General features: G+C 50.4%; 25 protein-coding genes. 9 read left to right on the forward strand and 16 right to left on the reverse strand.

What is annotated here, in order from left to right; translation table 11 throughout:
- The first annotated feature begins 6 nt into the window (after positions 1–6).
- Entirely contained in the window at positions 7–417 is a 411-nt protein-coding gene (locus AC3B4V_RS12005; RefSeq protein ID WP_488378557.1) for a hypothetical protein, read from the forward strand.
- 47 nt (positions 418–464) lie between these two features.
- On the opposite strand, the gene AC3B4V_RS12010 is transcribed toward AC3B4V_RS12005, so the two are convergent.
- Positions 465–1,649 carry a hypothetical protein gene (locus tag AC3B4V_RS12010; protein ID WP_488378558.1) on the reverse strand — a complete coding sequence of 395 codons (1,185 nt, stop codon included), beginning with the start codon at positions 1,647–1,649 and terminating at the stop codon, positions 465–467.
- A 21-nt stretch (positions 1,650–1,670) separates the two neighbouring features.
- Entirely contained in the window at positions 1,671–2,267 is a 597-nt protein-coding gene (locus tag AC3B4V_RS12015) for a hypothetical protein (protein WP_488378559.1), read from the reverse strand.
- 148 nt (positions 2,268–2,415) lie between these two features.
- Between AC3B4V_RS12015 and AC3B4V_RS12020 the strand changes: the two genes are divergently transcribed.
- A complete protein-coding gene (locus AC3B4V_RS12020; RefSeq protein ID WP_411211455.1) occupies positions 2,416–2,562 on the forward strand; it encodes a hypothetical protein in 147 nt (48 codons plus the stop codon).
- Between the two features lie 35 nt (positions 2,563–2,597).
- On the opposite strand, the gene AC3B4V_RS12025 is transcribed toward AC3B4V_RS12020, so the two are convergent.
- The 4 genes from AC3B4V_RS12025 to AC3B4V_RS12040 are packed head-to-tail and all read right to left on the reverse strand — an operon-like array spanning position 2,598 to position 6,299.
- A complete protein-coding gene (locus AC3B4V_RS12025) occupies positions 2,598–3,389 on the reverse strand; it encodes a PP2C family serine/threonine-protein phosphatase (protein ID WP_488378560.1) in 792 nt (263 codons plus the stop codon).
- 18 nt (positions 3,390–3,407) lie between these two features.
- Positions 3,408–4,328 carry an alpha/beta hydrolase gene (locus AC3B4V_RS12030; protein WP_488378561.1) on the reverse strand — a complete coding sequence of 307 codons (921 nt, stop codon included), beginning with the start codon at positions 4,326–4,328 and terminating at the stop codon, positions 3,408–3,410.
- 34 nt (positions 4,329–4,362) lie between these two features.
- Positions 4,363–5,811, reverse strand: coding sequence for a PH domain-containing protein (locus AC3B4V_RS12035; RefSeq protein WP_223040282.1), 1,449 nt, complete (start codon positions 5,809–5,811; stop codon positions 4,363–4,365).
- Positions 5,808–6,299: a PH domain-containing protein gene (locus AC3B4V_RS12040; protein ID WP_290722082.1), complete on the reverse strand. Its 492-nt coding sequence runs from the start codon at positions 6,297–6,299 to the stop codon at positions 5,808–5,810. Before AC3B4V_RS12040 ends, AC3B4V_RS12035 begins: the two co-directional genes overlap by 4 nt.
- Before the next feature lie 125 nt (positions 6,300–6,424).
- Between AC3B4V_RS12040 and AC3B4V_RS12045 the strand changes: the two genes are divergently transcribed.
- Entirely contained in the window at positions 6,425–6,880 is a 456-nt protein-coding gene (locus tag AC3B4V_RS12045; RefSeq protein WP_023468294.1) for a hypothetical protein, read from the forward strand.
- Positions 6,881–6,897: 17 nt separating this feature from the next.
- Here the strand turns inward: AC3B4V_RS12045 and AC3B4V_RS12050 are convergent, their stop codons facing one another.
- On the reverse strand, positions 6,898–7,329 hold the full coding sequence (locus tag AC3B4V_RS12050) for a MarR family winged helix-turn-helix transcriptional regulator (protein WP_029341686.1): 432 nt from the start codon (positions 7,327–7,329) through the stop codon (positions 6,898–6,900).
- A 109-nt stretch (positions 7,330–7,438) separates the two neighbouring features.
- Between AC3B4V_RS12050 and AC3B4V_RS12055 the strand changes: the two genes are divergently transcribed.
- The gene (locus AC3B4V_RS12055; protein ID WP_023468292.1) at positions 7,439–7,861 is read left to right on the forward strand and encodes an organic hydroperoxide resistance protein; all 423 of its coding nucleotides are present in this window, start codon (positions 7,439–7,441) and stop codon (positions 7,859–7,861) included.
- 132 nt (positions 7,862–7,993) lie between these two features.
- Here AC3B4V_RS12055 and AC3B4V_RS12060 read toward each other — a convergent pair whose 3' ends face one another.
- Complete coding sequence (locus AC3B4V_RS12060; protein ID WP_488378562.1) at positions 7,994–9,130, reverse strand: Six-bladed beta-propeller, TolB-like protein; 1,137 nt, start codon at positions 9,128–9,130, stop codon at positions 7,994–7,996.
- A 140-nt stretch (positions 9,131–9,270) separates the two neighbouring features.
- Here AC3B4V_RS12060 and AC3B4V_RS12065 point away from each other — a divergent pair, with 140 nt between their 5' ends.
- The 4 genes from AC3B4V_RS12065 to AC3B4V_RS12080 all read left to right on the forward strand — a co-directional run bounded on the left by AC3B4V_RS12065 (position 9,271) and on the right by AC3B4V_RS12080 (position 11,750).
- Complete coding sequence (locus AC3B4V_RS12065; RefSeq protein WP_231681756.1) at positions 9,271–10,347, forward strand: GTP pyrophosphokinase; 1,077 nt, start codon at positions 9,271–9,273, stop codon at positions 10,345–10,347.
- 71 nt (positions 10,348–10,418) lie between these two features.
- Complete coding sequence (locus AC3B4V_RS12070) at positions 10,419–10,862, forward strand: MarR family winged helix-turn-helix transcriptional regulator (protein WP_023468290.1); 444 nt, start codon at positions 10,419–10,421, stop codon at positions 10,860–10,862.
- Between the two features lie 72 nt (positions 10,863–10,934).
- Positions 10,935–11,420, forward strand: a complete 486-nt coding sequence (locus tag AC3B4V_RS12075; RefSeq protein WP_488378563.1) for a tetratricopeptide repeat protein — start codon at positions 10,935–10,937, stop codon at positions 11,418–11,420.
- A 63-nt stretch (positions 11,421–11,483) separates the two neighbouring features.
- Entirely contained in the window at positions 11,484–11,750 is a 267-nt protein-coding gene (locus AC3B4V_RS12080; protein ID WP_488378564.1) for a hypothetical protein, read from the forward strand.
- Positions 11,751–11,828: 78 nt separating this feature from the next.
- On the opposite strand, the gene AC3B4V_RS12085 is transcribed toward AC3B4V_RS12080, so the two are convergent.
- From AC3B4V_RS12085 to AC3B4V_RS12105, 5 genes are read right to left on the reverse strand one after another with little or no spacing between them, the layout of a single operon-like run.
- Entirely contained in the window at positions 11,829–12,716 is an 888-nt protein-coding gene (locus AC3B4V_RS12085) for a phosphotransferase family protein (protein WP_488378565.1), read from the reverse strand.
- 50 nt (positions 12,717–12,766) lie between these two features.
- Positions 12,767–13,324 carry a guanylate kinase gene (locus AC3B4V_RS12090; protein WP_029341679.1) on the reverse strand — a complete coding sequence of 186 codons (558 nt, stop codon included), beginning with the start codon at positions 13,322–13,324 and terminating at the stop codon, positions 12,767–12,769.
- Positions 13,314–13,784 carry a hypothetical protein gene (locus AC3B4V_RS12095; RefSeq protein WP_488378566.1) on the reverse strand — a complete coding sequence of 157 codons (471 nt, stop codon included), beginning with the start codon at positions 13,782–13,784 and terminating at the stop codon, positions 13,314–13,316. Before AC3B4V_RS12095 ends, AC3B4V_RS12090 begins: the two co-directional genes overlap by 11 nt.
- 13 nt (positions 13,785–13,797) lie before the next feature.
- Positions 13,798–14,520, reverse strand: coding sequence for a glycerophosphodiester phosphodiesterase (locus AC3B4V_RS12100; RefSeq protein WP_251133309.1), 723 nt, complete (start codon positions 14,518–14,520; stop codon positions 13,798–13,800).
- On the reverse strand, positions 14,520–15,998 hold the full coding sequence (locus tag AC3B4V_RS12105; RefSeq protein ID WP_488378567.1) for a carboxypeptidase M32: 1,479 nt from the start codon (positions 15,996–15,998) through the stop codon (positions 14,520–14,522). The genes AC3B4V_RS12100 and AC3B4V_RS12105 overlap by 1 nt, the downstream gene beginning before the upstream one ends.
- Positions 15,999–16,143: 145 nt before the next feature.
- Here AC3B4V_RS12105 and AC3B4V_RS12110 point away from each other — a divergent pair, with 145 nt between their 5' ends.
- Positions 16,144–16,773 carry a serine/threonine protein kinase gene (locus AC3B4V_RS12110; RefSeq protein WP_244290135.1) on the forward strand — a complete coding sequence of 210 codons (630 nt, stop codon included), beginning with the start codon at positions 16,144–16,146 and terminating at the stop codon, positions 16,771–16,773.
- Positions 16,774–16,829: 56 nt separating this feature from the next.
- On the opposite strand, the gene AC3B4V_RS12115 is transcribed toward AC3B4V_RS12110, so the two are convergent.
- The 3 genes from AC3B4V_RS12115 to AC3B4V_RS12125 form a co-directional block, all read right to left on the reverse strand.
- Positions 16,830–17,402, reverse strand: a complete 573-nt coding sequence (locus AC3B4V_RS12115; protein WP_488378568.1) for a GNAT family N-acetyltransferase — start codon at positions 17,400–17,402, stop codon at positions 16,830–16,832.
- Positions 17,403–17,439: 37 nt separating this feature from the next.
- The gene (locus tag AC3B4V_RS12120) at positions 17,440–18,102 is read right to left on the reverse strand and encodes a hypothetical protein (RefSeq protein WP_488378569.1); all 663 of its coding nucleotides are present in this window, start codon (positions 18,100–18,102) and stop codon (positions 17,440–17,442) included.
- A gap of 112 nt (positions 18,103–18,214) precedes the next feature.
- Positions 18,215–19,507, reverse strand: coding sequence for a protoglobin domain-containing protein (locus AC3B4V_RS12125; protein WP_411211464.1), 1,293 nt, complete (start codon positions 19,505–19,507; stop codon positions 18,215–18,217).
- Between the last annotated feature and the right edge of the window lie 83 nt (positions 19,508–19,590).

Consider the following 19,590-nt stretch of genomic DNA (forward strand, 5'->3'; position numbering starts at 1 on the left):
ACTTTAATGTTGAAACGATTACTTGCCGTCATTATGACCACCACGCTCGTTTGCACCGTCCTAGCATACATATCCTATACACCGCTCCGAGATCGGACATCGGATACGATGTATGATTCATTCGGTTCAACATTTTTGTCATACGTCTTATTCGCCTTGCCGATCATCTTGCTGTCCGGCTTCTTACTCGACTTCCTTATCGGCATGATCATCAACCGGTCATCGACGACATTAGCGTATATGCCGACAGTCCTCGGTTACGGAGTGTACGGTATCGTGATCGCGAGTCTTCTGATTCTCTTGACGACGAAGGACGCATTTGACCTGCCGCTTTCTTTTACGATCGCTGCTCTGACAGCAATGATCTATTACAGTCTGTCCGTCGTCTTTAATCGATTGTCACAGCACGCGCACTAAAAAAACGAACAGGCACGTCTGCTTACTCGCGGACGTGCCTGTTCGTGTTATTCTGCTTCCGTTCGTTCAATCGTGACGACACCCGGTGGACGATGCGGGAAGGTCAACGTCAGACCGGCAAAGCGACAAATATCATTTTCGTTCGGTGCCCGGTGCACCCACTCAATCGTCTCTTGTCGTGCTAGCGCGTGACGAATGCGGTTATCGGCTTGTGTACGCGAGATGCCGCGGCAATCGACGTTCGTGATATACGTCGCTTCGTCCGACTCGATCTGTTGCCAAATCCCGAGGATCAGTTGACCAATCGGACTGACGGATTGACCATCCGGTTCTTCACTGCTGACGGCAGCATCGAGCATTTCAATGACAGCGTCACAAGTCTCACCGGAAGCAAGCAATCGCGTCGATCCTTGTTGTAGAATCCGGTATCGCGTCACGCCGTTCTCGAGCCACAAGCGCTGTGCGAATGGATTGACCGGAACACCGTGGAAAAATGTCTGCGTCCCGCGCCAAGCAAAACCAAATGATGGGTCGTACGCCCGAATCGTCGCCATGGCGCGATCATGGAACTTAGCAATCGTCTGTCGTTCCGTTTCCAGTAAGGTCCGGATCGCGTTATCGTCTTCTAACGATACCGTCTTTGGTGTCACGGTGAATAATTCCGATTCCGGTAAGCGGTGTGGGGACAAAATCGTTCCGTCGAAACGATAATCGTTCGCCGGACGTCCAGTACGCCCGACGGATAAGCGCCACGTCCGTTCTTCCGGCATGAAGGCATAACTTTGATGGGCAAAAGGTGGTGCGACGAACAGTCCCGGAAACGGATCGAATGTGTCGACTCGCAGGACGTCACCGTCATACCAGCACTCTTCGATCAGACGGACGAGCCGTCCGACGGGTGCATTACGGTCCGTCAGGTAACGACCGGTATTCGCATGAAATCCGAGCAGGAACTCGCGTTCTTCTTCCTGAAAGGTCACCATCAAGAGTTGGAACAACGACGCAATCTGCTGCTCAACGAGTTGTGGCTCCTCCTCCGTCTCTGCTTCGAAGGCGACCATCTTCCAGCCGGACCGCTCATACAGATGGATCGTCACCGGAAAGAACAGGAAGGCACCATGTGTCGCTTCGAGCTTGACCATATCTTGCGATGCTAATCGTTCCGTCAGTAGGGAAAAGCCCATTCGTTCGAAATGATCTTGCAGCCGTCGTTTCCAATGTGTGAACTCCACGCAATCCTCTCCTCTCGTGAATTATGCGCCGCGCTTTCGTAACGGATTCTTTGACCAGTAAATGTAGAGACCAACGAGTCCCGCGATGCCGATGAGATAAGACGGCGTTCCGCTGACTTGAATCAAGACGTCCGGTGCCGGGAAGACCGTCACGAGCAGTGCCTTGTAGGTTGAAAACAAAATGAAGCTGATGACGAATTGAATCCACACCCGCGGTTTGACTTGTTTAAGCTTTGGTGCCGTGATGACTTGTGACATCGCGTCGATCAAGAATAGAGCGATGATCGAGAAGAATAAGTAGTCAATCAAAGCGAATTGGAACAATCCATCGATCCCTTCGATGAAGATGAACATCAGGATCGACGAGACATAGTTTCGCGTCCAGCGTTTTTGTGTCTCCATCCGGTGTCGTTGTGGTAATTCAGCGATCATCTGATCGAGGCGTGCTTCGACCGGTAGACCGTGAATTTCTTCGAATGGACGCTGTTTTCGCTGGGCTTCATAGATATCTGCCCGCAGACGGTCTTCAATCTCCGTCCGGTCCGGTTCTGCGACATTCAGGTTCAAGCGTGGTAAAACGGTTTCTAATAGACGTGTGTTGGCTTTCGTTAATTTCAATCGATTTCCCCCTTTTTCATGTTTAAGTATACTGGGTTTTTGGGAAAAATACGTAGTGGAAGTAAAAGATTGCTTGACGAAACGATGAAGAATGTTCAGAATTATTAAAATATAGTGTCGGAATCAGACAGAAAGGACGTGTCGGACCATGCGTCAAACATTGACGAGCGCCGCCTTGATCACCTTGCTGACAAGTGCGGGCATCGCCTTCCCGTTGACTGAAGCGAAGCCACCCGTGGACCAAGAACCGGTCGAACTCGATCAGCAACAGGAACAAACGCCTGAAACAGAATAACAATAACCCGCGCTCAAGCAGGAGCGCGGGTTATTTCATGTATCACTAGGTTGGGTGACGCGTTCGTCAATCGTGACTGTCCATGTAACGACCGTCGTACTGTCACGAACACCCTGTGCCTCGATCGTCGAGAGAAGTTCTTTGACACCACCTGATCGTAAAGTTTCCTCGATCTGTATCGCGTCAGCATATGGGGTTCCCGGGCACTCAAGCAAACCATCCGTCGTCACGAACAACTGATTCTCGCCTTGGCGCAATTCGCGGATCCCACGCGCGTAACTCGGGACCGGTAACGCAAACGTGTTCGCGCGTCCAATCCATTCATAGAACTGACGCTGGTTCAAGGCGGCTTGTCCCATCTTCATCAGCTCCGGGTGAAACAGATACAAGACGACGTCACCGACCGAGAACCACCAGATGAAACGCCCTTTCCGGACGGCAATCAGACACGCTGTCTCCCCTTTCAACGTCGCACACGCCGCTAAAAAGTCCGGATCTTGAAATAGATCCAGCACGGTCATCTCGATTCGTTGGAATGCGTCCGTAAGTGGGGCATCAAGATCAGTCCGAATGCGCGACTCGTGTTGTGCTAACTGCTGTAAGACAAGTGCCGCACTATCCGCTGTCTTATGAGCGTCTAAGACGACGGTCATCTCCCAATCGTCGCCGATCAAGATGGCAGCCCCGTCTTCGTTTTTATATTGACCGCTTCTTGAGCAGCCTCCGAATCGCCCGAGCGTTATCCGACCAATCTGGTCAATCTGCTTCGTGTCAACGAATGGTTCGTCGGATCCGACCCAAAAGTAGGATGGATGTGTCGTCTGCATGCATCAGTCTTCCCTTCTTTACATCTCCCGTAAGTACGGTTGCAGGAATAAGCGTAATCGTTTTTCGTAGTTATCCGGGTCCATCGTATACGTCTCGTCATGATCGGCATCTCGAACCGGATACAATTGTTTTAATCCCGTTTTTGCTTGATACAGTTCGTACATCATCCGAACCGGAACGAGTTCGTCCTTCATTCCATGAATGAACATCGTCGGAACCCGACTCTTCGTTGCTTGACGGGTCACCGAGACGTCGCCATAAAAGAAATCTTGCTCGCCTTTGTTCCACATGCTCGCGACCGTCAGAGACGGCAGTGCCGGGTAACGGATCTGTTCGTCCGCAAGTAGACTGAACCAGTCGTCGAGTCGGGCGTAAGCTCCTTCAGCGACGATCGCTCGGACTTGGGTTGGTACGGTCTCGCCAGAAGCGAGTAAGACGGTCGCTGCGCCGACACCGAGTCCGTGATAGACGATTCGTGTATCGTCTCCGTTTTCAGCAAGCAGGCGCTGTGTCCATTGCAAGACATCCAGTCGATCGAGCCAACCGTAGTTCCGGACGCCACCGCTTCGATCCTGCCCACGCCGTTCGATGAGTAGGACATTGAAATCAGCCTCATGGTAATAGCGGGCAAGCGCATAAACACCGGTCTGTGAAAACATCATCTCATCCGGGACGAGGAGGACTGTTTGTTTGCTACCGTCAACCGGTAGATAACGCCCGAAGCGGACGATTCCGTCCTTCGACCATTGCTGCGTCACGCTCGTTTGTTTGAACCATGTCTCGTCGTTCGTCACCTGTCCGTCCGTTCTCGTCGTCTTCAGAATCGGAGAAGCGTCCGACTGACCGATCAATGTTTCTTGCATCCGGTATCCATCATAGACGATGAACAATAGCAGACACGTGACGAGCAATACGATGCCGATTCCCCATTTGCGCATGTACTTCGCTTCCTTTCCGACAGTGAGTCTTTCCTTATTCGTCGTCAGTTTTCACTTCCCCTGCTAACGGGGTCGAAAGGAACGATTGTTTATACCAGCGCTGTAAGGTATCGATATCCGTTCGTTCAAAATAGAGCGCGTTAAAGGCAGTATTGCCCCGCAGTTGAATCTCAATCCGGGCAATCTCCTTTGCTTCGAGCCAGCGGGAGACGGACCAGGTCAGTTCCTCGATCTTCAGTCGTGGCGTATAGACGGTCTCTTTTTGGACCCATTGTTTGCGTAACATCAAGAGATCGTGACCGGTTCCGAAACGGGTCTTTCGGTAACCGCTACGCACAGCGAGATAATAGAACGGTAACCAGATGAACAGAAGCAAGATCAAGAAGCGCCAGGAAGAATCAAGGACGATGATGACGACACTGCTTAGTGCCGTAAACAACAGCGCATAACCGAGTAACGGCCAACGAACCCGGTAGCGAAAGCCGATCGGTGCGACTTCGTGCTGCGGGTGGAACTGACGAAAGCGCGGCAGATATGTCGCTAGGAACGGATCGATTTCGTTCGTCCGGATGAACGGATGGAGCAACAGTCGCTCCTTTTCTCCGGTCGCCGAGATGATGTGCAAGGACAGGCTCGCTCGTCCGATCAACCGCTGAATCCAGCTTTCCTGAATGACGAGGGCTTGAATCTTATCGGCGTGAAACGCGACCTCGGTCCGGTTCAACATTCCGTACCCGATCAATAATCGGTTGTGTTGCAAGACGGCACGGTACGAACCGTACTTCAAGATATAGACGATGATCGAGCCGATATAGATGACGAGTAAGACGATTACGCCAAGTCCCGTCAAGACGAACAGTGATAAATGCGCGAGCTCCGAGAACAGACGGTCGACATAACGTTCAATGAACTGATCGATGAATTGATAGGCGGTCCCGATCCCGACGAGCGCTAGTCCGACGCGTCCCGACAAGGCACCGGCTAATGCTAAATCGCGGACCGGGATCGTATAGGCGACTTCCGCCTGTTGTTCTTCGACGACGGGCTGTCCCTCGTTTTTGATCGACGACTTCAGTTCTTTCGCAAAATCAAGACGGATCCCCTTCAGTTCGACTTCCGGTGTTCCGCTCTCGGACGACGTCTCAACGGTCAACGTCGCAAGACGCAACAGTCGTTCGATGACGTTTTGCTGAATGCCGATCGACTCGATCCGTTTACGTTGCGTCGTCCGTTCACTTTTTTGGAAAATCCCTTTGCGGACCCGGATCGTCTCGGCATCAATCGTGAACGTATAGAAATACCAGGAGGCGATCCCGTATAAGAGAACGAACACAATTCCGACACTGATCCCGATCCACGTATAGGTGTTGATCTCGCCTTTGCGGATTGCATTAAAAATCAAGGCGGCGAATGGAATCAGGAGCGAGCGGATGATCGAGATACTCGACATCACGATGAACAGCGGGTGAACACGCCGGGTCATAACGATTCCTCCTCCCGCTCCTCGAGTTTCGCGAAGCGTTCGACTTGTGTGCGTAGCGCGTCTCCTTGCGCACGATCGAGTCGTGACAACGTGACGAAGCCGGATGCCGTTCGAATATCCAGTGTGATCAAATCATAGCGACGCAGGATCGGTCCCGTTTGGCTATCGATCAATTGCACCTTGACGAGCGGCACGGTGACTTCGCGGCGGAAAAAGATCCCGTTGCGGACGACGAGAAATTCCTCATCGATGCGATAACGCATATACTTCACGCGAAGAACGGGTATGTAGACGATACGGGGAATGAAATAGATCAGCCAAAGCAGACCGACGATGCCCATCCACCAGGGTGTCAGGTCGAGCCACATGACTTGGGTGATTGTCGTTCCGATTAAAATGACGGCGATCAAGCCATGTAACGGCAACAATCCGAGCCGTTCTGCTCGAATCGATCGTTCTGGCAACGTATGCCATTGTACAGTAGACATCAAAAACACTTCCTTTCGTTTCCATTTACGGTTAAAAACGTCGCTTGGTTTCAGACAGCGGTTGACATTTTGTTTGATTTCATCGCATATATAAAAGTGAAGAACTGTAACACCAAGGAGGAACCATGTTAACTTTTGAAGAAAAACTACGAATTATCGAGACCTTCCCACAGCTTGTCCGCAAAGATGTCTCGCTAAAGCGCGTCAATTTCCAATTCCCGGACAGTCAGTATGAGAAGAAGAATCTCGTCTATCATTTGCATCCGAACGGAAACGGCTTCGTCTATGCCGCTGGTCTACCAGGTTATGAAACGGACGAAAAAGGATTCGTCAACATCCGTGAATTCTCAGAGCCTGCTTTAATTCTCTTATTAGAAGATGCAATCAAAGCACTCTCGACGGTCCAATCGGTCGAAACGCTCGAAGAAACATGGGTCAACGATAATCAGTTTGAATTGACGTTGCTCAATGAAGACATCGACACGTGGCTCGTCTACGCTGGTGATCTTTTAGACGGTGCATTCAACTCGTATAAGGAAGCAGCAAACTATCTTGAAGAAGAAGGCTTCCGCCGTAAATAAGACAATGAGCGATCCGGTTAATCCGGGTCGCTCATTTTCATGACGAGACGATTCAGTGCCGCTTTGACGACGCGCAAGTCTTCTTCGTCAACGTCGAGTGTCCGGACGAGATCAAGCGGAACGGTCTCGGCTTGTTTCCGTAATGCACGACCGGCATCCGTCAAAAAGATCTGGATGTGCCGTTCGTCTTCCGGTTTACGGACGCGTCGCAACAGATCTGCCGCTTCGAGTTTCTTCAGTAACGGCGTCAACGTTCCCGAATCAAGATGGAGACGTTCACCGATGGCTTTCAGCGATTGTCCCTCCTCCTCCCAGACGACGAGCATGACGAGATATTGCGGATACGTCAGACCAAGTGGTTCAAGTAACGGACGATAACGACGCGTGATCTCACGCGAAATCGCATAAAACGGAAAACAGAGTTGTTCATCTAAAGCTAATGGGTTCATAAAAAAATTCCTCCTATCGTGAGCAAACGAGTTGCATTTCGATTTAAATTGTATACAATCTAATTGTAAGCTACTTATTTGAATCTAACAACGAAAGGGAGTTACACACATGAAACCAATGTTCACATCATCTGCAACAGCTGTCGGAGGTCGCGACGGACGCGTCGTATCGGAGGACGGAATCCTTGACGTCGCTCTCGCAATGCCGGTACCAGGATCGAAAAAACAAGCAACGAACCCAGAGCAACTCTTTGCTGCAGGATATTCTGCTTGCTTCGACTCTGCCTTGAACATGGTCGCTCGCAAACAAGGAATCAAACACGATGGCAGTGAAGTCACAGCACACGTGACATTAAACGAAGCAGCTGACGGATTCATGCTTTCCGTCGAACTTGACGTTCTCGTCCGCGGAATTTCGGAAGAAGCGGCGGCTGAACTTGCGAAAGTTGCGCATACGGTCTGCCCTTACTCACGTGCAACTGCTGGAAACATCCAAGTCGACGTCTACACACGTACGACTGACGCAGAATAAGTGTAGCATTTTTAGCCAGCCCGAGGTTTACTCTCGGCTGGTTTTTTGTTTTTGATAGTAATTTCGGTAGTTGAAATAATTTTATTCTAGATGATAAACGGTTGCTCTCACGAAAAGAACAACCGCTCTTTTTTATAGTTGATGGACCGATAAGATGACGAGTTCCCCGGACACGGTGACATAATAGGCATCCTCGAACCAATAGCGTTCATTGTGTTCTGCGTCATAGACCGTGACCATTGGTTCCGCGTCGTCTCCGATCGCTTCGTGTAAATAGAAGCGTCCACGTAAGACACGTTCGAACGGCTCCTTATCGAGGAATCGGGCACCGTTACGTAAGTTGATCACTTCATGATGGTGCTCGGACCGGTCATTGACGATGAAGATCGTCGACTCAACGTCATCGTACGTAAAGTCGAGCGGTTCATAGTCACTCCACTGAATCCGGGCAACCTCTTCGACACTCGCTTCCGTGTCGATCCGGTAAAAGATTTCTTCGTTTAGACGATCGGTATAGGCACTAAAGATCAGATGCCCTTCCTGTTCTCCGAGATACTGGACGGTATCCCCTTCCCCTTCTAACTTCAATAAGGTTGCAAACGATAAGTGCTCAACACCGCGTTCGATTTCTTCAATCAAGGTCGGCAGTGGAGCGATCAACAGACTTTCTGAGTGATCGATCGAATCTTCCGGTGAGATGACACCACTCTCAAGGGCGTCATAGAACGAGAACTCATCGAGCCGAGCGTTACAGACGATGTACTCCTTCTCTTCAAGCGTGACGAGAAAGAAATAGAGTTCCCGGTAATTCTCCGTCATTCCGTAGAGCCGTGGATCGCGAATCGTCTGCCGCGATTCATCCTTGACGTCATACAAAAACGCGGACGTCGTATCCGTCGTCTGCAAGAATACTAGATAGTTCTCGTTGAGCACCCAGTAGAGCGTCAAATCCCCTTCGACATAAAACGACGCAATCTGCTCCCGTTTACCGGACAAGAGATCGATGACGAGCACTTCCGTCTCCCCGCCCTGCTCTTGCGTATGTTCATTCAAACAATAGACCCTTCCGTGCCGCACGAACGGTCGGGTTGGTCCGTGATCCGTCAAGGCTTCTGGCGTTAGATCGACCTGTTCTTGATCTTCAAGATCATACCGGCTGATGTGATAACGGGCGTCATCGAGACGACGTCGAAAATAGATCGACGATGGTGTGACATGCAAGACATCCATATGATCGGCGGGTAAAGCACGGGCATCTACTATTTCCATGATTAATCTCCTCCCGGACACGTACTACTTGTCTTTTTCCCACGAATCGTACTGCTTCAAACAGGGTCTTGCTGTGCGTTTAACGAAGCAGAGTGCTACAATATGGCTAGATGACTACAGGATGAGGAAGGTGCGAAACGGTGCAATCACAAGATTTAAATACGATGATGCTCGAATATGTCAACGATAAGGAAGAATATGATGCCTACGCCGACAAGTTGAAGATGCTCTTATCCGAGTTGCTCGACGCGGCAGGCATCAAATACCACTCGATCGTCGCCCGGACGAAGGACTCCGAGAGTCTGTATCAAAAAGTCTTACGGCAACCGAACAAATACCGTTCACTCAAGGACGTCCATGACTTGACCGGGATCCGGATCGTCACTTATTTCCATGACGACGTCCGGGAAGCGGCACGCATCATCGAGAATGAGTTCGCGATCGATCGCGATCAATCGGTCGATAAGTCGACCTTGCTCGATACAACGGAATTCGGTTATCTTTCGGTCCACTTCGTCGCTTCACTGAGCGATCAGCGGCTTGCTCTGAGCGAGTATGGACGTTTTAAGGACTATACGGCTGAGATCCAGATCCGCTCGATCCTGCAACACGCGTGGGCGGAGATCGAACATGATCTTGGATATAAAAACCCGAACAGTGTCCCAGCAGAAGTCCGGCGCAGCTTCAGTCGGGTGGCAGGATTACTCGAGATCGCCGATCAGGAGTTCGTCAACATCAAGAAACAGTTAAAACAATTTGAAGACGAGACCGTTCAACAAATCTTGTCTGACCCCCATCAAGTCCGGATCACGGCAGATAACTTGAACTACTTCATCGATCACTCCCCGGTCATCAACGAGCTCGATAAGCGACTCGTTACATCGCAGATGATGCTCGATTCTGATCAACAGTTGATCAACGAACTGATCCGGATGTTCCATTATGTCGATATCCGGACGTACGGGGAGTTGATTGAAGCCGTGACGACGCACAGTCCGCTCGCCTTACGCTGCGCGAAGGTCATGCCGAATCCGTTCCTGCCTCGTCAAGGAATCGGCATCGCCTATATCTGCATGGCGCTGACGATTGCTGGCGAAGATACACACCGGATCGACTACTTCTTCCGCCGCTTCTACCCGGAACTGCGTAACGTCGAAGAGATCGTCGCTCAAGTCGCCCGCGTCGTCGAAACAGATGATTCAAGAGAAAAATATTGATTAAACTAAAATTTTTCACTATACTAAATCACGAGTGAAAGAAACTACGGTATAGAAAGAGTGAACGATACATGGCAACTACACTAGAAGTAGCACAACGCGATCAGTTGATCGTTGATACGGAAAAAGGATTACGGATGAACTACCGCGCGATCAAGAAGGACGTGCGTAGCATGTTCACGACGTACTTGACACGCAATGAGTTCTTCATCTTGAAGTCCCTTTGTGCGAACAGTCCGCAAATCGCCTCTGCCCTCTCGCAAGAGTTCCAATTCTCAGCGAGCATGATTACGGCATTAGCAGACGAATTGACGAAAAAAGAGTTGATCTCGCGTGAGCGAAGCGAACTCGATCGTCGTGTCGTCGAACTCCGCGCCACTCCAAAAGGCATCGAGCTCTATGAAAAACTCGAATCGATGAAGATGGATTACCTCGCAGACGTCTTCGAGGATTTCTCGGATCAGGAACTCGAACTGTTCCGGACGCTCTTGACGAAGCTTGAAAAAACAATCTAAGCTGTTCAATCGAACGGATCCGGTCAGGACGACCGGGTCCGTTTTTTAGTTTATTCAGGAGGAGGAAACACGATGTTTGATTTCGAATCGGTGCAACAGTTACGACAGACGGGGCAATATGAAGCAGCGAAGGCTGTCGTTCTTCAGTATGTCGAGACGGCACCTAACGACCCGACCGTTCTCTATCAGATGGCGTGGTGTCATGATAGTCTCGGTGAGGAGCAGGCTGCTGTTCCCTATTACGAACAAGCCCTAGCGCTCGGTCTTGCAGGTGAGGATCGCTTGCAGGCATATATCGGGCTCGGCAGTACCTACCGTGTCATCGGTCAGTTCGAAGTTGCGTCAGACGTGTTTCATCGTGCGCTCCGTGAGTTTCCGGACGCCCATGCCCTGCAAGCCTTCCTCGCAATGACGGAGTACAATCTCGGTCAAGCCGATCAGGCAGTCGGTCGGTTGCTGAAGAGTCTTGCTACGACGTCGTCGGACGCCTCGATCCAGACATTTGACCGAGCAATCCGTTATTATGCCGTTCATTTGGACGAGATCGTCAAAGAATGAACGGCAACGGTTGACGAGTGCTCGTTTTGCACAGCATAATGTAACAGCCAAGCGGACTCGCTTTTGGCAGGAAAGGAAGTTAAGAATGTCATCAAAAAAATATGGACAGTAGAAGGTTACGAAGAACAAGGGCAAGAAAAACACGGCAAGGCAAGCAAGTCAGAGACATATACGAATGAAGCCGATGCTAAGAAAGCTGCTAAAAAGATGGCGGATCAGAATGATCATCTCGACGTCTACGTCATTTATACGAGTACGGTAAACGGTAAAACAGAAGAACGATTCTTCAATTCGAACGGCAAGTATAGTGAAGAAGGCTTCGAGTGGTAATCTCTATTTTCATCTTAAGATTCACCGATAAAAACAACGGGTTAGTCTCTTCTTAAAAAGAAACGAACCCGTTGTTTTTTAATCATAAATTTGCCCTTCATACCAAAGCGGGATGTCCCGCTGAAAGCCAGCATGATCCTGAATGATTCGCTGAACGCGTCGTTGCATCGCTTGCATTCCGTCTGCATCGAACCGCTTCGCCCAGACGAGTGCTGAAAAGACGACCATCGCCATGTAAAGACTATACATTCGCCAAAAGTCGGACGGCACTTCGTTCTCGAAATACCCTTCAATCATGTGACGGGCAAATAGCGGACTCTTCTCGACCTGAAACAGACCACATTTGACGAAGTCATGCCACGGATCGCCATAATCATGGTTCCCGTAATCAAGGAAAGCGGAAAGATACCCATCCTCGACAAGGAGATTATCGAGATGAACGTCATCATGTTGCAACCGGTTTGGACGTGTCTGAAGTAACGGAATCCGCTCGCTAATGAATCGATCAAGACGCTCAATCCACGTTGGCTCAAGCAATCCATCAATCGCCGCGCGATAGCGGTCATGTTTCGCCTGACAACGTTCGCTCCAAGACGTCATTTCGCTCGGTGCGGTGACGTCATGAATGCGTCTCAACGCTTGCCCTGTCTCCTGACCAAGCTGAGGCGCAAATTCCGGTGACTCCTCGAGCACGCTTCGAACGGTTTGTCCGGGTAGGTACGGATAGATGCCGTAAGCGGTCGTTGCGGTCCGTCCGGTCGTTAGCGGTAAGGCATGAGACATTCCTGCTTGTTTGGGAATCGCTAAAGCGGCTTCTCGTTCAAATTGACGACTAGACGGATCCGTCACGACCTTGACGATGTAGTGCGCTGTTGCAGTTTTGACGGACCAGACGGCTTGGCGCGATCGACCAGATAACTGTCTTTCACTCACAACGTGCGTGAGTAAGGGATGCAAAGGTAACATGAAGACTCCTTTCTGATATTAAAAAGAGGACGCATCCTGCGTCCTCTTCGTCATGCCTGTGGAATGTAGCCAGCAATGATCTCAAGCAGATCGGCATACGCTGTCTCAAAATCGATGTTTTCAATCATATAATCATAATGATCGCGGTCTTTCCACGCTTCCTCGTAATCGACGAGTCGCGCTTCAAACTCCGGTGTATCCCCGCGCATCAACAGTCGTTCCTTCATCAAGTCGGGTGGGACCGAGACGAAAATCGTGATCACTTGGTCGCCAAATAAACGCTTGAAGTTCGCCGCCCCTTTCGGATCAATGTCCTTAATGACGATTTGATCCTGTTCGAGGACATCGACATACGCTTGACGCGGTGTCCCGTACCACGCCCGGTGGACGTGGGCGTATTCGATGAAGCCGTCGTCTTGGATCAATTGTTGGAACGTCTTGACGTCGACGAAATGATAGCTTGCTCCATCAATCTCCGTCGGTCGTTTCGGTCGGGTCGTCACCGACGGGATGAACCGGACGTGCGCGTATTCCGTTCGCAGACGTTTGATCAGGGAGGACTTTCCGCTGCCCGATCCACCAATCAAGAGAATGATTTTACCTGACATCGTTTTCCCCCTGTTGTTGTGTCGTGAAGTAACCTGTAAAGCGAAGAGCGAACTGTTCCAGTTCACTATCGACGACCGTTCCGTAAATCGGTCGGATGACGATTAAATAGCGTTCGTACGAGATGATCCGGGATGTCTCGTTTCGTGTCATCTGGACTTGTTCTTCCGGATAACTCTCGACGTAATACCAATCGACCGCAATTCGTTCATCGGATGGGGTCTCATAAATCCAGGTCACCGTCGTTCCATCCGCAGGAAGGGTGCTTTTCAAGGTGAAGCGCTGAATCTGCTTCAGTTCCCGTTTCGCTGACGCAAGTCCTGCCTGATAATCCGCAGGGCGCATCTGTGTCGTTGTCACTTGCTTCGGTTTTGGTTCCGGCAAGCGGGCAAAGCCAAGCTGAAGTCCGACGAATAAAGCGACGAGCGACAAACTGATGACGAATACGTATTCCTTGCGCATCCCTTCCTCCTCCTCATCCTTCGAGTGTATCGCGCATCCCTTTTGGATCATTAACGATGACGGCGTCGACGCCGATCCGCTGCATCTGCCGGACATCCTCGACCGTCTTCGGAGTATAAACCCGGACCGTGACATCTTGCGCGTGAGCGAACGCGACGTCCGCTTCCGTCACCCGTCGATAATCGGGATGAATACCGGTCGCACCAATTCGGAGGGCTTGTTCTTCCGGATGATAGATCGGATACGGATAGAGAATCGCCGTCTCAACGCTTGGGTCGAGCTTCCGGATCAAGGCAACCGAATAATGGTTGAACGAACTGAATAACAATCGGTCGGTCGCGATGCCGTGCGCTGCACAGCGTTCAAGGACATACGCCTCGATACCGTCATAGCGGATCGTATCCGTCTTCAGCTCGATGTTAAGCCGCAGGGTCACTGGTGCAAGGATTGCGAGGACTTCGTCAAGCGTCGGAATCTTCGTCTTGATCGGTTCTCCTTTGAATCGTGCTCCAGCATCCAGCGCCTGCAGTTCGGCAACCGTCATGTCGATGACGCGCCCCTTCCCGTTCGTCGTCCGGTTGACGGTCTCATCGTGAATGATGACACCGACACCGTCCTTTGAGAAATGGACATCGAATTCGACCCCATCGACGTCGTCTTCAATCGCAGCAGCGATGGCTTCAAGCGTATTCTCCGGAAAGCGGTCACTGACGCCGCGGTGTGCAAACCACAACATCAGAGTGCCTCGACGACACGCGTGTATTTCTTCGTCAAGTAGTTGACGAGTGGTGCGACCGTGATCGATTGACCCGTTGCTGCTTCAATCAGTTCAGCCGGTGTCTTCGATTTCCCGTGACGGTGGATGTTCTCTTTCAGCCAGCCTTTAATTGGAGCGAGTGTTCCCGCCGCGATTAGACCATCGACGTTATCGACGTCACGGCGAAGCGCTTCGTTTAGCTGTGCCGCATAGACGAGACCGAGCGCATAACTTGGGAAGTAACCGAACGAGCCACCTGACCAATGGACGTCCTGTAAGACGCCTTTTGCGTCACTCGGCACATCCACACCGAGATACTCTTTATAGAGACGGTTCCATTCTTGCGGGAGATCCTTGACTTCGAGCTCTTTCGTCATCAGGCGTTTTTCGAGCTCATAGCGGATGATGATATGAAGCGCATACGTCAATTCATCGGCTTCGATCCGAATCAGTGACGGTTTGACTTCATTGACCGCGGCATAGAAGCGTTCGAACGGAACGTCAGCCAGTGATGGGATCGCTTGTTGTAAGCCATGATAACGTGCGTCGAGGAAGCCTTGATTACGTCCGATGAAGTTCTCAAAGAACAGTGATTGTGATTCGTGAATCCCCATCGAAGCCCCGTCACCAAGACCGAGTGAATCGAGTTCCGGTTCGATCCCTTGCTCATACGTCGCGTGTCCGGCTTCATGCATCGTGCCGAAGACAGAGTTCCGGTAGTCGTTCTCATCGTATTTCGTCGTGATGCGTGCGTCCTTCCGGTTAATCGTCGTCTGGAACGGATGGACCGTCTCATCTAAGCGACCAGACGTGAAGTCGTAACCGATATCGCGGAGCCATTCTTGGTTCAAGGCGATCTGTGTCTCGCGGTCCGCTGACCAATCAAGCGTCGGGAAGTCTTTTCCTTCGAGCTGACCGAGCAAACCGATGATTGCTTGACGAAGTTCTGCGAACAATGGGTCGAGTGTCGCGACCGTCATCCCCGGCTCATAATCATGGAGCAATGCGTCATATGGGTGCGCGTCATAGCCCCAATACTCGACGAACTGGCGCTCCATCGCGACGATTTTCTCGAGGTATGGTTCGAACATCGACCAATCGTTTGCGTCCTTCGCCTTTTCCCAGACGCTCTCTGCCTCAGAGATCAACGTGATGAATGTTTGGTACTCGGCTTCTGGAATCTTCGAGTCGCGATCGAATGCTTCTTTTGCTTTTGCGAACGAGATCGCTTCGATGCCCGTCAGCGTCTCTTGCTCCATCGCTGCTAGTAATTGTTGGTATGTTTCGCCTGTCCGGCGACGGAAGCTCTCCGTCGAGAGGAATCCGATCGACGCGGAACGGTTCGCTGCGCCTTGATCCGGCATGTATGTCCGCATATCCCAGTAAAGTAATGCGACGGCTTCTTCGTACGCGCGAAGACCATCAAAATGGTCGCGCCATTGTTGTGTCGTTGACATGATTAAAAACCCCCTTCAAGTATGTAACAGTGTAGCATTTTTAGCATATCACATAATGTTCAAAACTTTCACACACAAGCGATTTTTGAAACTTTTCCTGTCAGATGAGCGTATAATGGGTATAAGAAATGAAGGAGGAAAGGAAGTGACACCATTGAAAACTGACGCTGAGTTAGCGCAATTGATCCAATTGAAAGAAACAGGCTTCGTTTGTACGATCGAGCATCTTCCGAGTGAACTTGACTTAATCGGGACAGGACGAAGTGCGTTCGTCTTTCGCATCCGCGGCACGGATCGCGTCATCAAGAAATTTTACCCGTCGTTTCGATCGCTCGCTGATCTCGAAGGGAGCATCTACGCACAGTTGACTGATTTTCCGACCTATGCGCAAGTCTACGAATATGGTGCCGATTATATCGTGCTTGAATACATTGAAGGTCAAACGTTATTCGAATGTCTCGTCAGCGGGACGTTCATCCCGGAATCCGTCTTAACGACAGTCGATACGGCTTTAGCACAAGCACGATCCGTCGGTCTGAATCCGTCAGACATCCATTTACGCAATATCCTTTTGACGGCAAACGGAACACGGATCATCGACGTCGCTCGATTCCGTCAAACGGAACCGTGTACACAGTGGGATGATTTGAAGAAGGCATATCACTATGTATATGCAAAACCGTTCTTCCCGAAAAAGTTGAGCGAGACGTTCCTCAATACGATTGCTGACGTCTATAAAGGGCGATTGTTCGAATCGATCCGAAAGACCGGTTAAAAATTTAAAACGCGATGCTCCTCTTTATGAGGAAACATCGCGTTTTTTGACTTGAATTAAAGATTTTTTTTCAAGTCATATGCTTCACGAAGCAGCCCATAGATCGCACAATCCTTATACTCTCCTGCTGCATTGCGGATCATCGCCCGTACCGTTCCCTCTTGAATCATGCCGACCTTCTGCATGATCCGCCCGGAAGCTGGATTGTCGATATTATGGGCGGCTGAAATTTTATGGATATGCATCTCTTGAAAACCAAAGGCAAGGACTGCTGTTAATGCTTCACTACCGTATCCGTTATTCCACCAGTCGTATCCGATACAATAACCGACCTCACAGTGGTCCGTTGTCGCATCGAAAGCAAATAGATCGATGACACCAATCAACGTTCCACTGTGTTTCTCTTCTATCCCCCAATAGCAAAAGGTTTTCTCTTCGTAGGAAGCAAGAATTTCTGTTACGCGTTCTTTCGTCTGCGCGATCGTCTCATGTGGTCCTTTGATCAAATGACGCATGACACGATCGTCCGATAACCAGTTTTGAAACATGGCTTCCGTATCTGACAGTTGAACCTTCCGTAATCGTAGCCGTTCAGTATGTAATGCTGGACTTCCTTGAAATTGAATCATGATGAATTCCTTTCTAAATTAGGTATTTGAAATAAAATCATTTCGAATAAACAAGTCGAAAGACGATCATACTGGCGACGGCTAAGAGACGTTCGTTCGTATCACAGTCAAACACGAGTCGCGCCCCGTGTCGTGACCCCGTCGCGATACAATCCCCGTTTTGATAGACGCCGACTTTTCCCGTAAGCGTCGAGGATCGAATCTGATACTCCTGATCGGCATACGAGACGAGTAACACTTCTTGCAGCTGCAGTTGCTGACGAAGTGCCGCATCGGTGCGAATCGTTCCGACATCGCGTCCGTCTTTGCGAATCACGAAATGTGTCGTATTACGGAGCCACTCTGTTTTCGTCTCTTTAATTTGTAATTGTTCCCCGTCTCCTTCGAATGTTACGTCGAGGAAAAATGATTCGAACTTTTCGAAGCGCGCAAGGATTGCCTGCCACCACGTGGCGTAACGACGTGAGAACGTCAGCCATCGTTCATGCGCGAGAAAGACCGTATTCGTCTTTCGGCTCGATCGGTCCGCTAAGCGAACGGATATCCCCTCTTCTACTCCCCGATAGCGTAAATCGCGCCGGATTTCCCACCATTCAATCCCGCCGGTCAAGAAAGCGACACCCATTAAACCGAGTAAGGCATAGAACTCCCGTGGAGCGAGGTCACCTGCTATCACGTAATTTCCTACAAAAGCGATCATACATACAAAAATCAATCCAAGACTTTTCATCATGAATTCTTCACACCTCCACTTTACATTTTTCCATAAAACGACAAAAAAATCCTCCTTTCCCGTAGAAAGGAGGGATCACTTATAAGGTTGCTGCGACTTCTTGTAAGTCATCCGCCGTCTCAGCAATCGCTTCTGCAATCTTACGCATACCTTCGATCGTCCCGGCGACATCCTTCGTATCGGTCGATAGTTCATGAATTTGCCGCGAGACCGCATCCGTCTGTTCCGAAATACGTGAGAAGGCACGGACGACTTGTTGCATCTCCGTCGTCGTTCGGACAACCGCCGTCTCCGTCGTTCCCATCCGCTCTGAGACGACGAGCATCTTTTGCGTGATTTCTTGGGCGATCCGCGACGTCTCGGCTGCCGACTGTTTACTCTCTTCAGCGAGTTTCCGAATTTCTTGCGCCACGACGGTAAATCCGCGCCCCATCTCCCCGGCACGCGCAGCTTCGATCGAGGCGTTCAAGCTGAGAAGGTTCGTCTGATCAGAAATCGTCGTCACCATCCCGGCGATTCGCTCGATTTCCTGCGACAGACGAGACAGTTCAGCGACTTGTTCGGTCGTCCGTGATAAATCTGCAACGACATGTTCAAAGCGACGTGTCTCCTCTTCGACGAGGACGACACCTGCTTCTGCTTCACTGACCGCTTCCGTCAACTGGATCGAAATTGCGTCTGTCGTCGTCGAGACGTGTTTGGCGTGCCGTTCAATCTCCTGGAAGTTCGCTGACGATTCTTCACTCATCGCAGCAAGTTCTTCCGTTGATTTTTGAACGCCATCTCCGACGTGCCGTTTGGCTGTCGCGATCGCTTGGCGTTCCTCATCGATTTGATCCTCATACATCGTCATGACGATCTGTTGCTCGAGGTTGAAGAGTTTCCCCGCTGCCCGCATGATCCGGACACGTTCTGCTTCCGGCCAATCACTGCCGTCAATCTGTTCACTGAGGACGTTCCAGACTTTTTGAAAGGCGGCGATATACCATTTATTATGCAGCCCGATTTGAACATGCCGTTCAGCGATCCGGCGCCGGGCTTCGATGTAGTCCATCGTCACCTGACCATCGAACATTTGCAGGATGTGCCGAGCGAGAGTGCCTTTCAATCGTTCGAGCGTCGAATGCTGTTCAATCAAATGCCGGAGTGACGGAACACGAACCAGCTCCTCGTAGAACGCGTCGACCATGCTCGGCATCCAACGGGATACATCTTCGCGGATGACCCGGACAATTTGTAAATCGACTGCTTCTAGACCGATTAAACGTAATTGTTCATGTAAGGATGTCGGAACGTTCAACACGACATGAGCGCGTTCGTCTTCGATGCGCGTATCGAAGGACGGTGATGCTGATTTCGCGAACCATTTCATATGCTTCTCTCCCTCATTCATATGTGGACTTCATTCTTTATATCGACTCGATCCTCTGACAATTGAATGGAAAATCACAATAA

The sequence above is a fragment of the Exiguobacterium sp. E17S genome (assembly GCF_057772545.1).

Coding starts and splice junctions, on each gene's coding strand:
- AC3B4V_RS12095 (WP_488378566.1), bottom strand. CDS start 13,784: ATGCGCAAGGAATACGTATTCGTCATCAGTTTGTCGCTCGTCGCTTTA.
- AC3B4V_RS12020 (WP_411211455.1), top strand. CDS start 2,416: ATGCGTCAAACATTGACGAGCGCCGCCTTGATCACCTTGCTGACAAGT.
- AC3B4V_RS12045 (WP_023468294.1), top strand. CDS start 6,425: ATGTTAACTTTTGAAGAAAAACTACGAATTATCGAGACCTTCCCACAG.
- AC3B4V_RS12025 (WP_488378560.1), bottom strand. CDS start 3,389: ATGCAGACGACACATCCATCCTACTTTTGGGTCGGATCCGACGAACCA.
- AC3B4V_RS12030 (WP_488378561.1), bottom strand. CDS start 4,328: ATGCGCAAATGGGGAATCGGCATCGTATTGCTCGTCACGTGTCTGCTA.
- AC3B4V_RS12105 (WP_488378567.1), bottom strand. CDS start 15,998: ATGTCAACGACACAACAATGGCGCGACCATTTTGATGGTCTTCGCGCG.
- AC3B4V_RS12035 (WP_223040282.1), bottom strand. CDS start 5,811: ATGACCCGGCGTGTTCACCCGCTGTTCATCGTGATGTCGAGTATCTCG.
- AC3B4V_RS12125 (WP_411211464.1), bottom strand. CDS start 19,507: ATGAAATGGTTCGCGAAATCAGCATCACCGTCCTTCGATACGCGCATC.
- AC3B4V_RS12115 (WP_488378568.1), bottom strand. CDS start 17,402: ATGATTCAATTTCAAGGAAGTCCAGCATTACATACTGAACGGCTACGA.
- AC3B4V_RS12100 (WP_251133309.1), bottom strand. CDS start 14,520: ATGTTGTGGTTTGCACACCGCGGCGTCAGTGACCGCTTTCCGGAGAAT.
- AC3B4V_RS12040 (WP_290722082.1), bottom strand. CDS start 6,299: ATGTCTACTGTACAATGGCATACGTTGCCAGAACGATCGATTCGAGCA.
- AC3B4V_RS12070 (WP_023468290.1), top strand. CDS start 10,419: ATGGCAACTACACTAGAAGTAGCACAACGCGATCAGTTGATCGTTGAT.
- AC3B4V_RS12055 (WP_023468292.1), top strand. CDS start 7,439: ATGAAACCAATGTTCACATCATCTGCAACAGCTGTCGGAGGTCGCGAC.
- AC3B4V_RS12120 (WP_488378569.1), bottom strand. CDS start 18,102: ATGATCGCTTTTGTAGGAAATTACGTGATAGCAGGTGACCTCGCTCCA.
- AC3B4V_RS12005 (WP_488378557.1), top strand. CDS start 7: ATGTTGAAACGATTACTTGCCGTCATTATGACCACCACGCTCGTTTGC.
- AC3B4V_RS12050 (WP_029341686.1), bottom strand. CDS start 7,329: ATGAACCCATTAGCTTTAGATGAACAACTCTGTTTTCCGTTTTATGCG.
- AC3B4V_RS12075 (WP_488378563.1), top strand. CDS start 10,935: ATGTTTGATTTCGAATCGGTGCAACAGTTACGACAGACGGGGCAATAT.
- AC3B4V_RS12060 (WP_488378562.1), bottom strand. CDS start 9,130: ATGGAAATAGTAGATGCCCGTGCTTTACCCGCCGATCATATGGATGTC.
- AC3B4V_RS12085 (WP_488378565.1), bottom strand. CDS start 12,716: ATGTTACCTTTGCATCCCTTACTCACGCACGTTGTGAGTGAAAGACAG.
- AC3B4V_RS12090 (WP_029341679.1), bottom strand. CDS start 13,324: ATGTCAGGTAAAATCATTCTCTTGATTGGTGGATCGGGCAGCGGAAAG.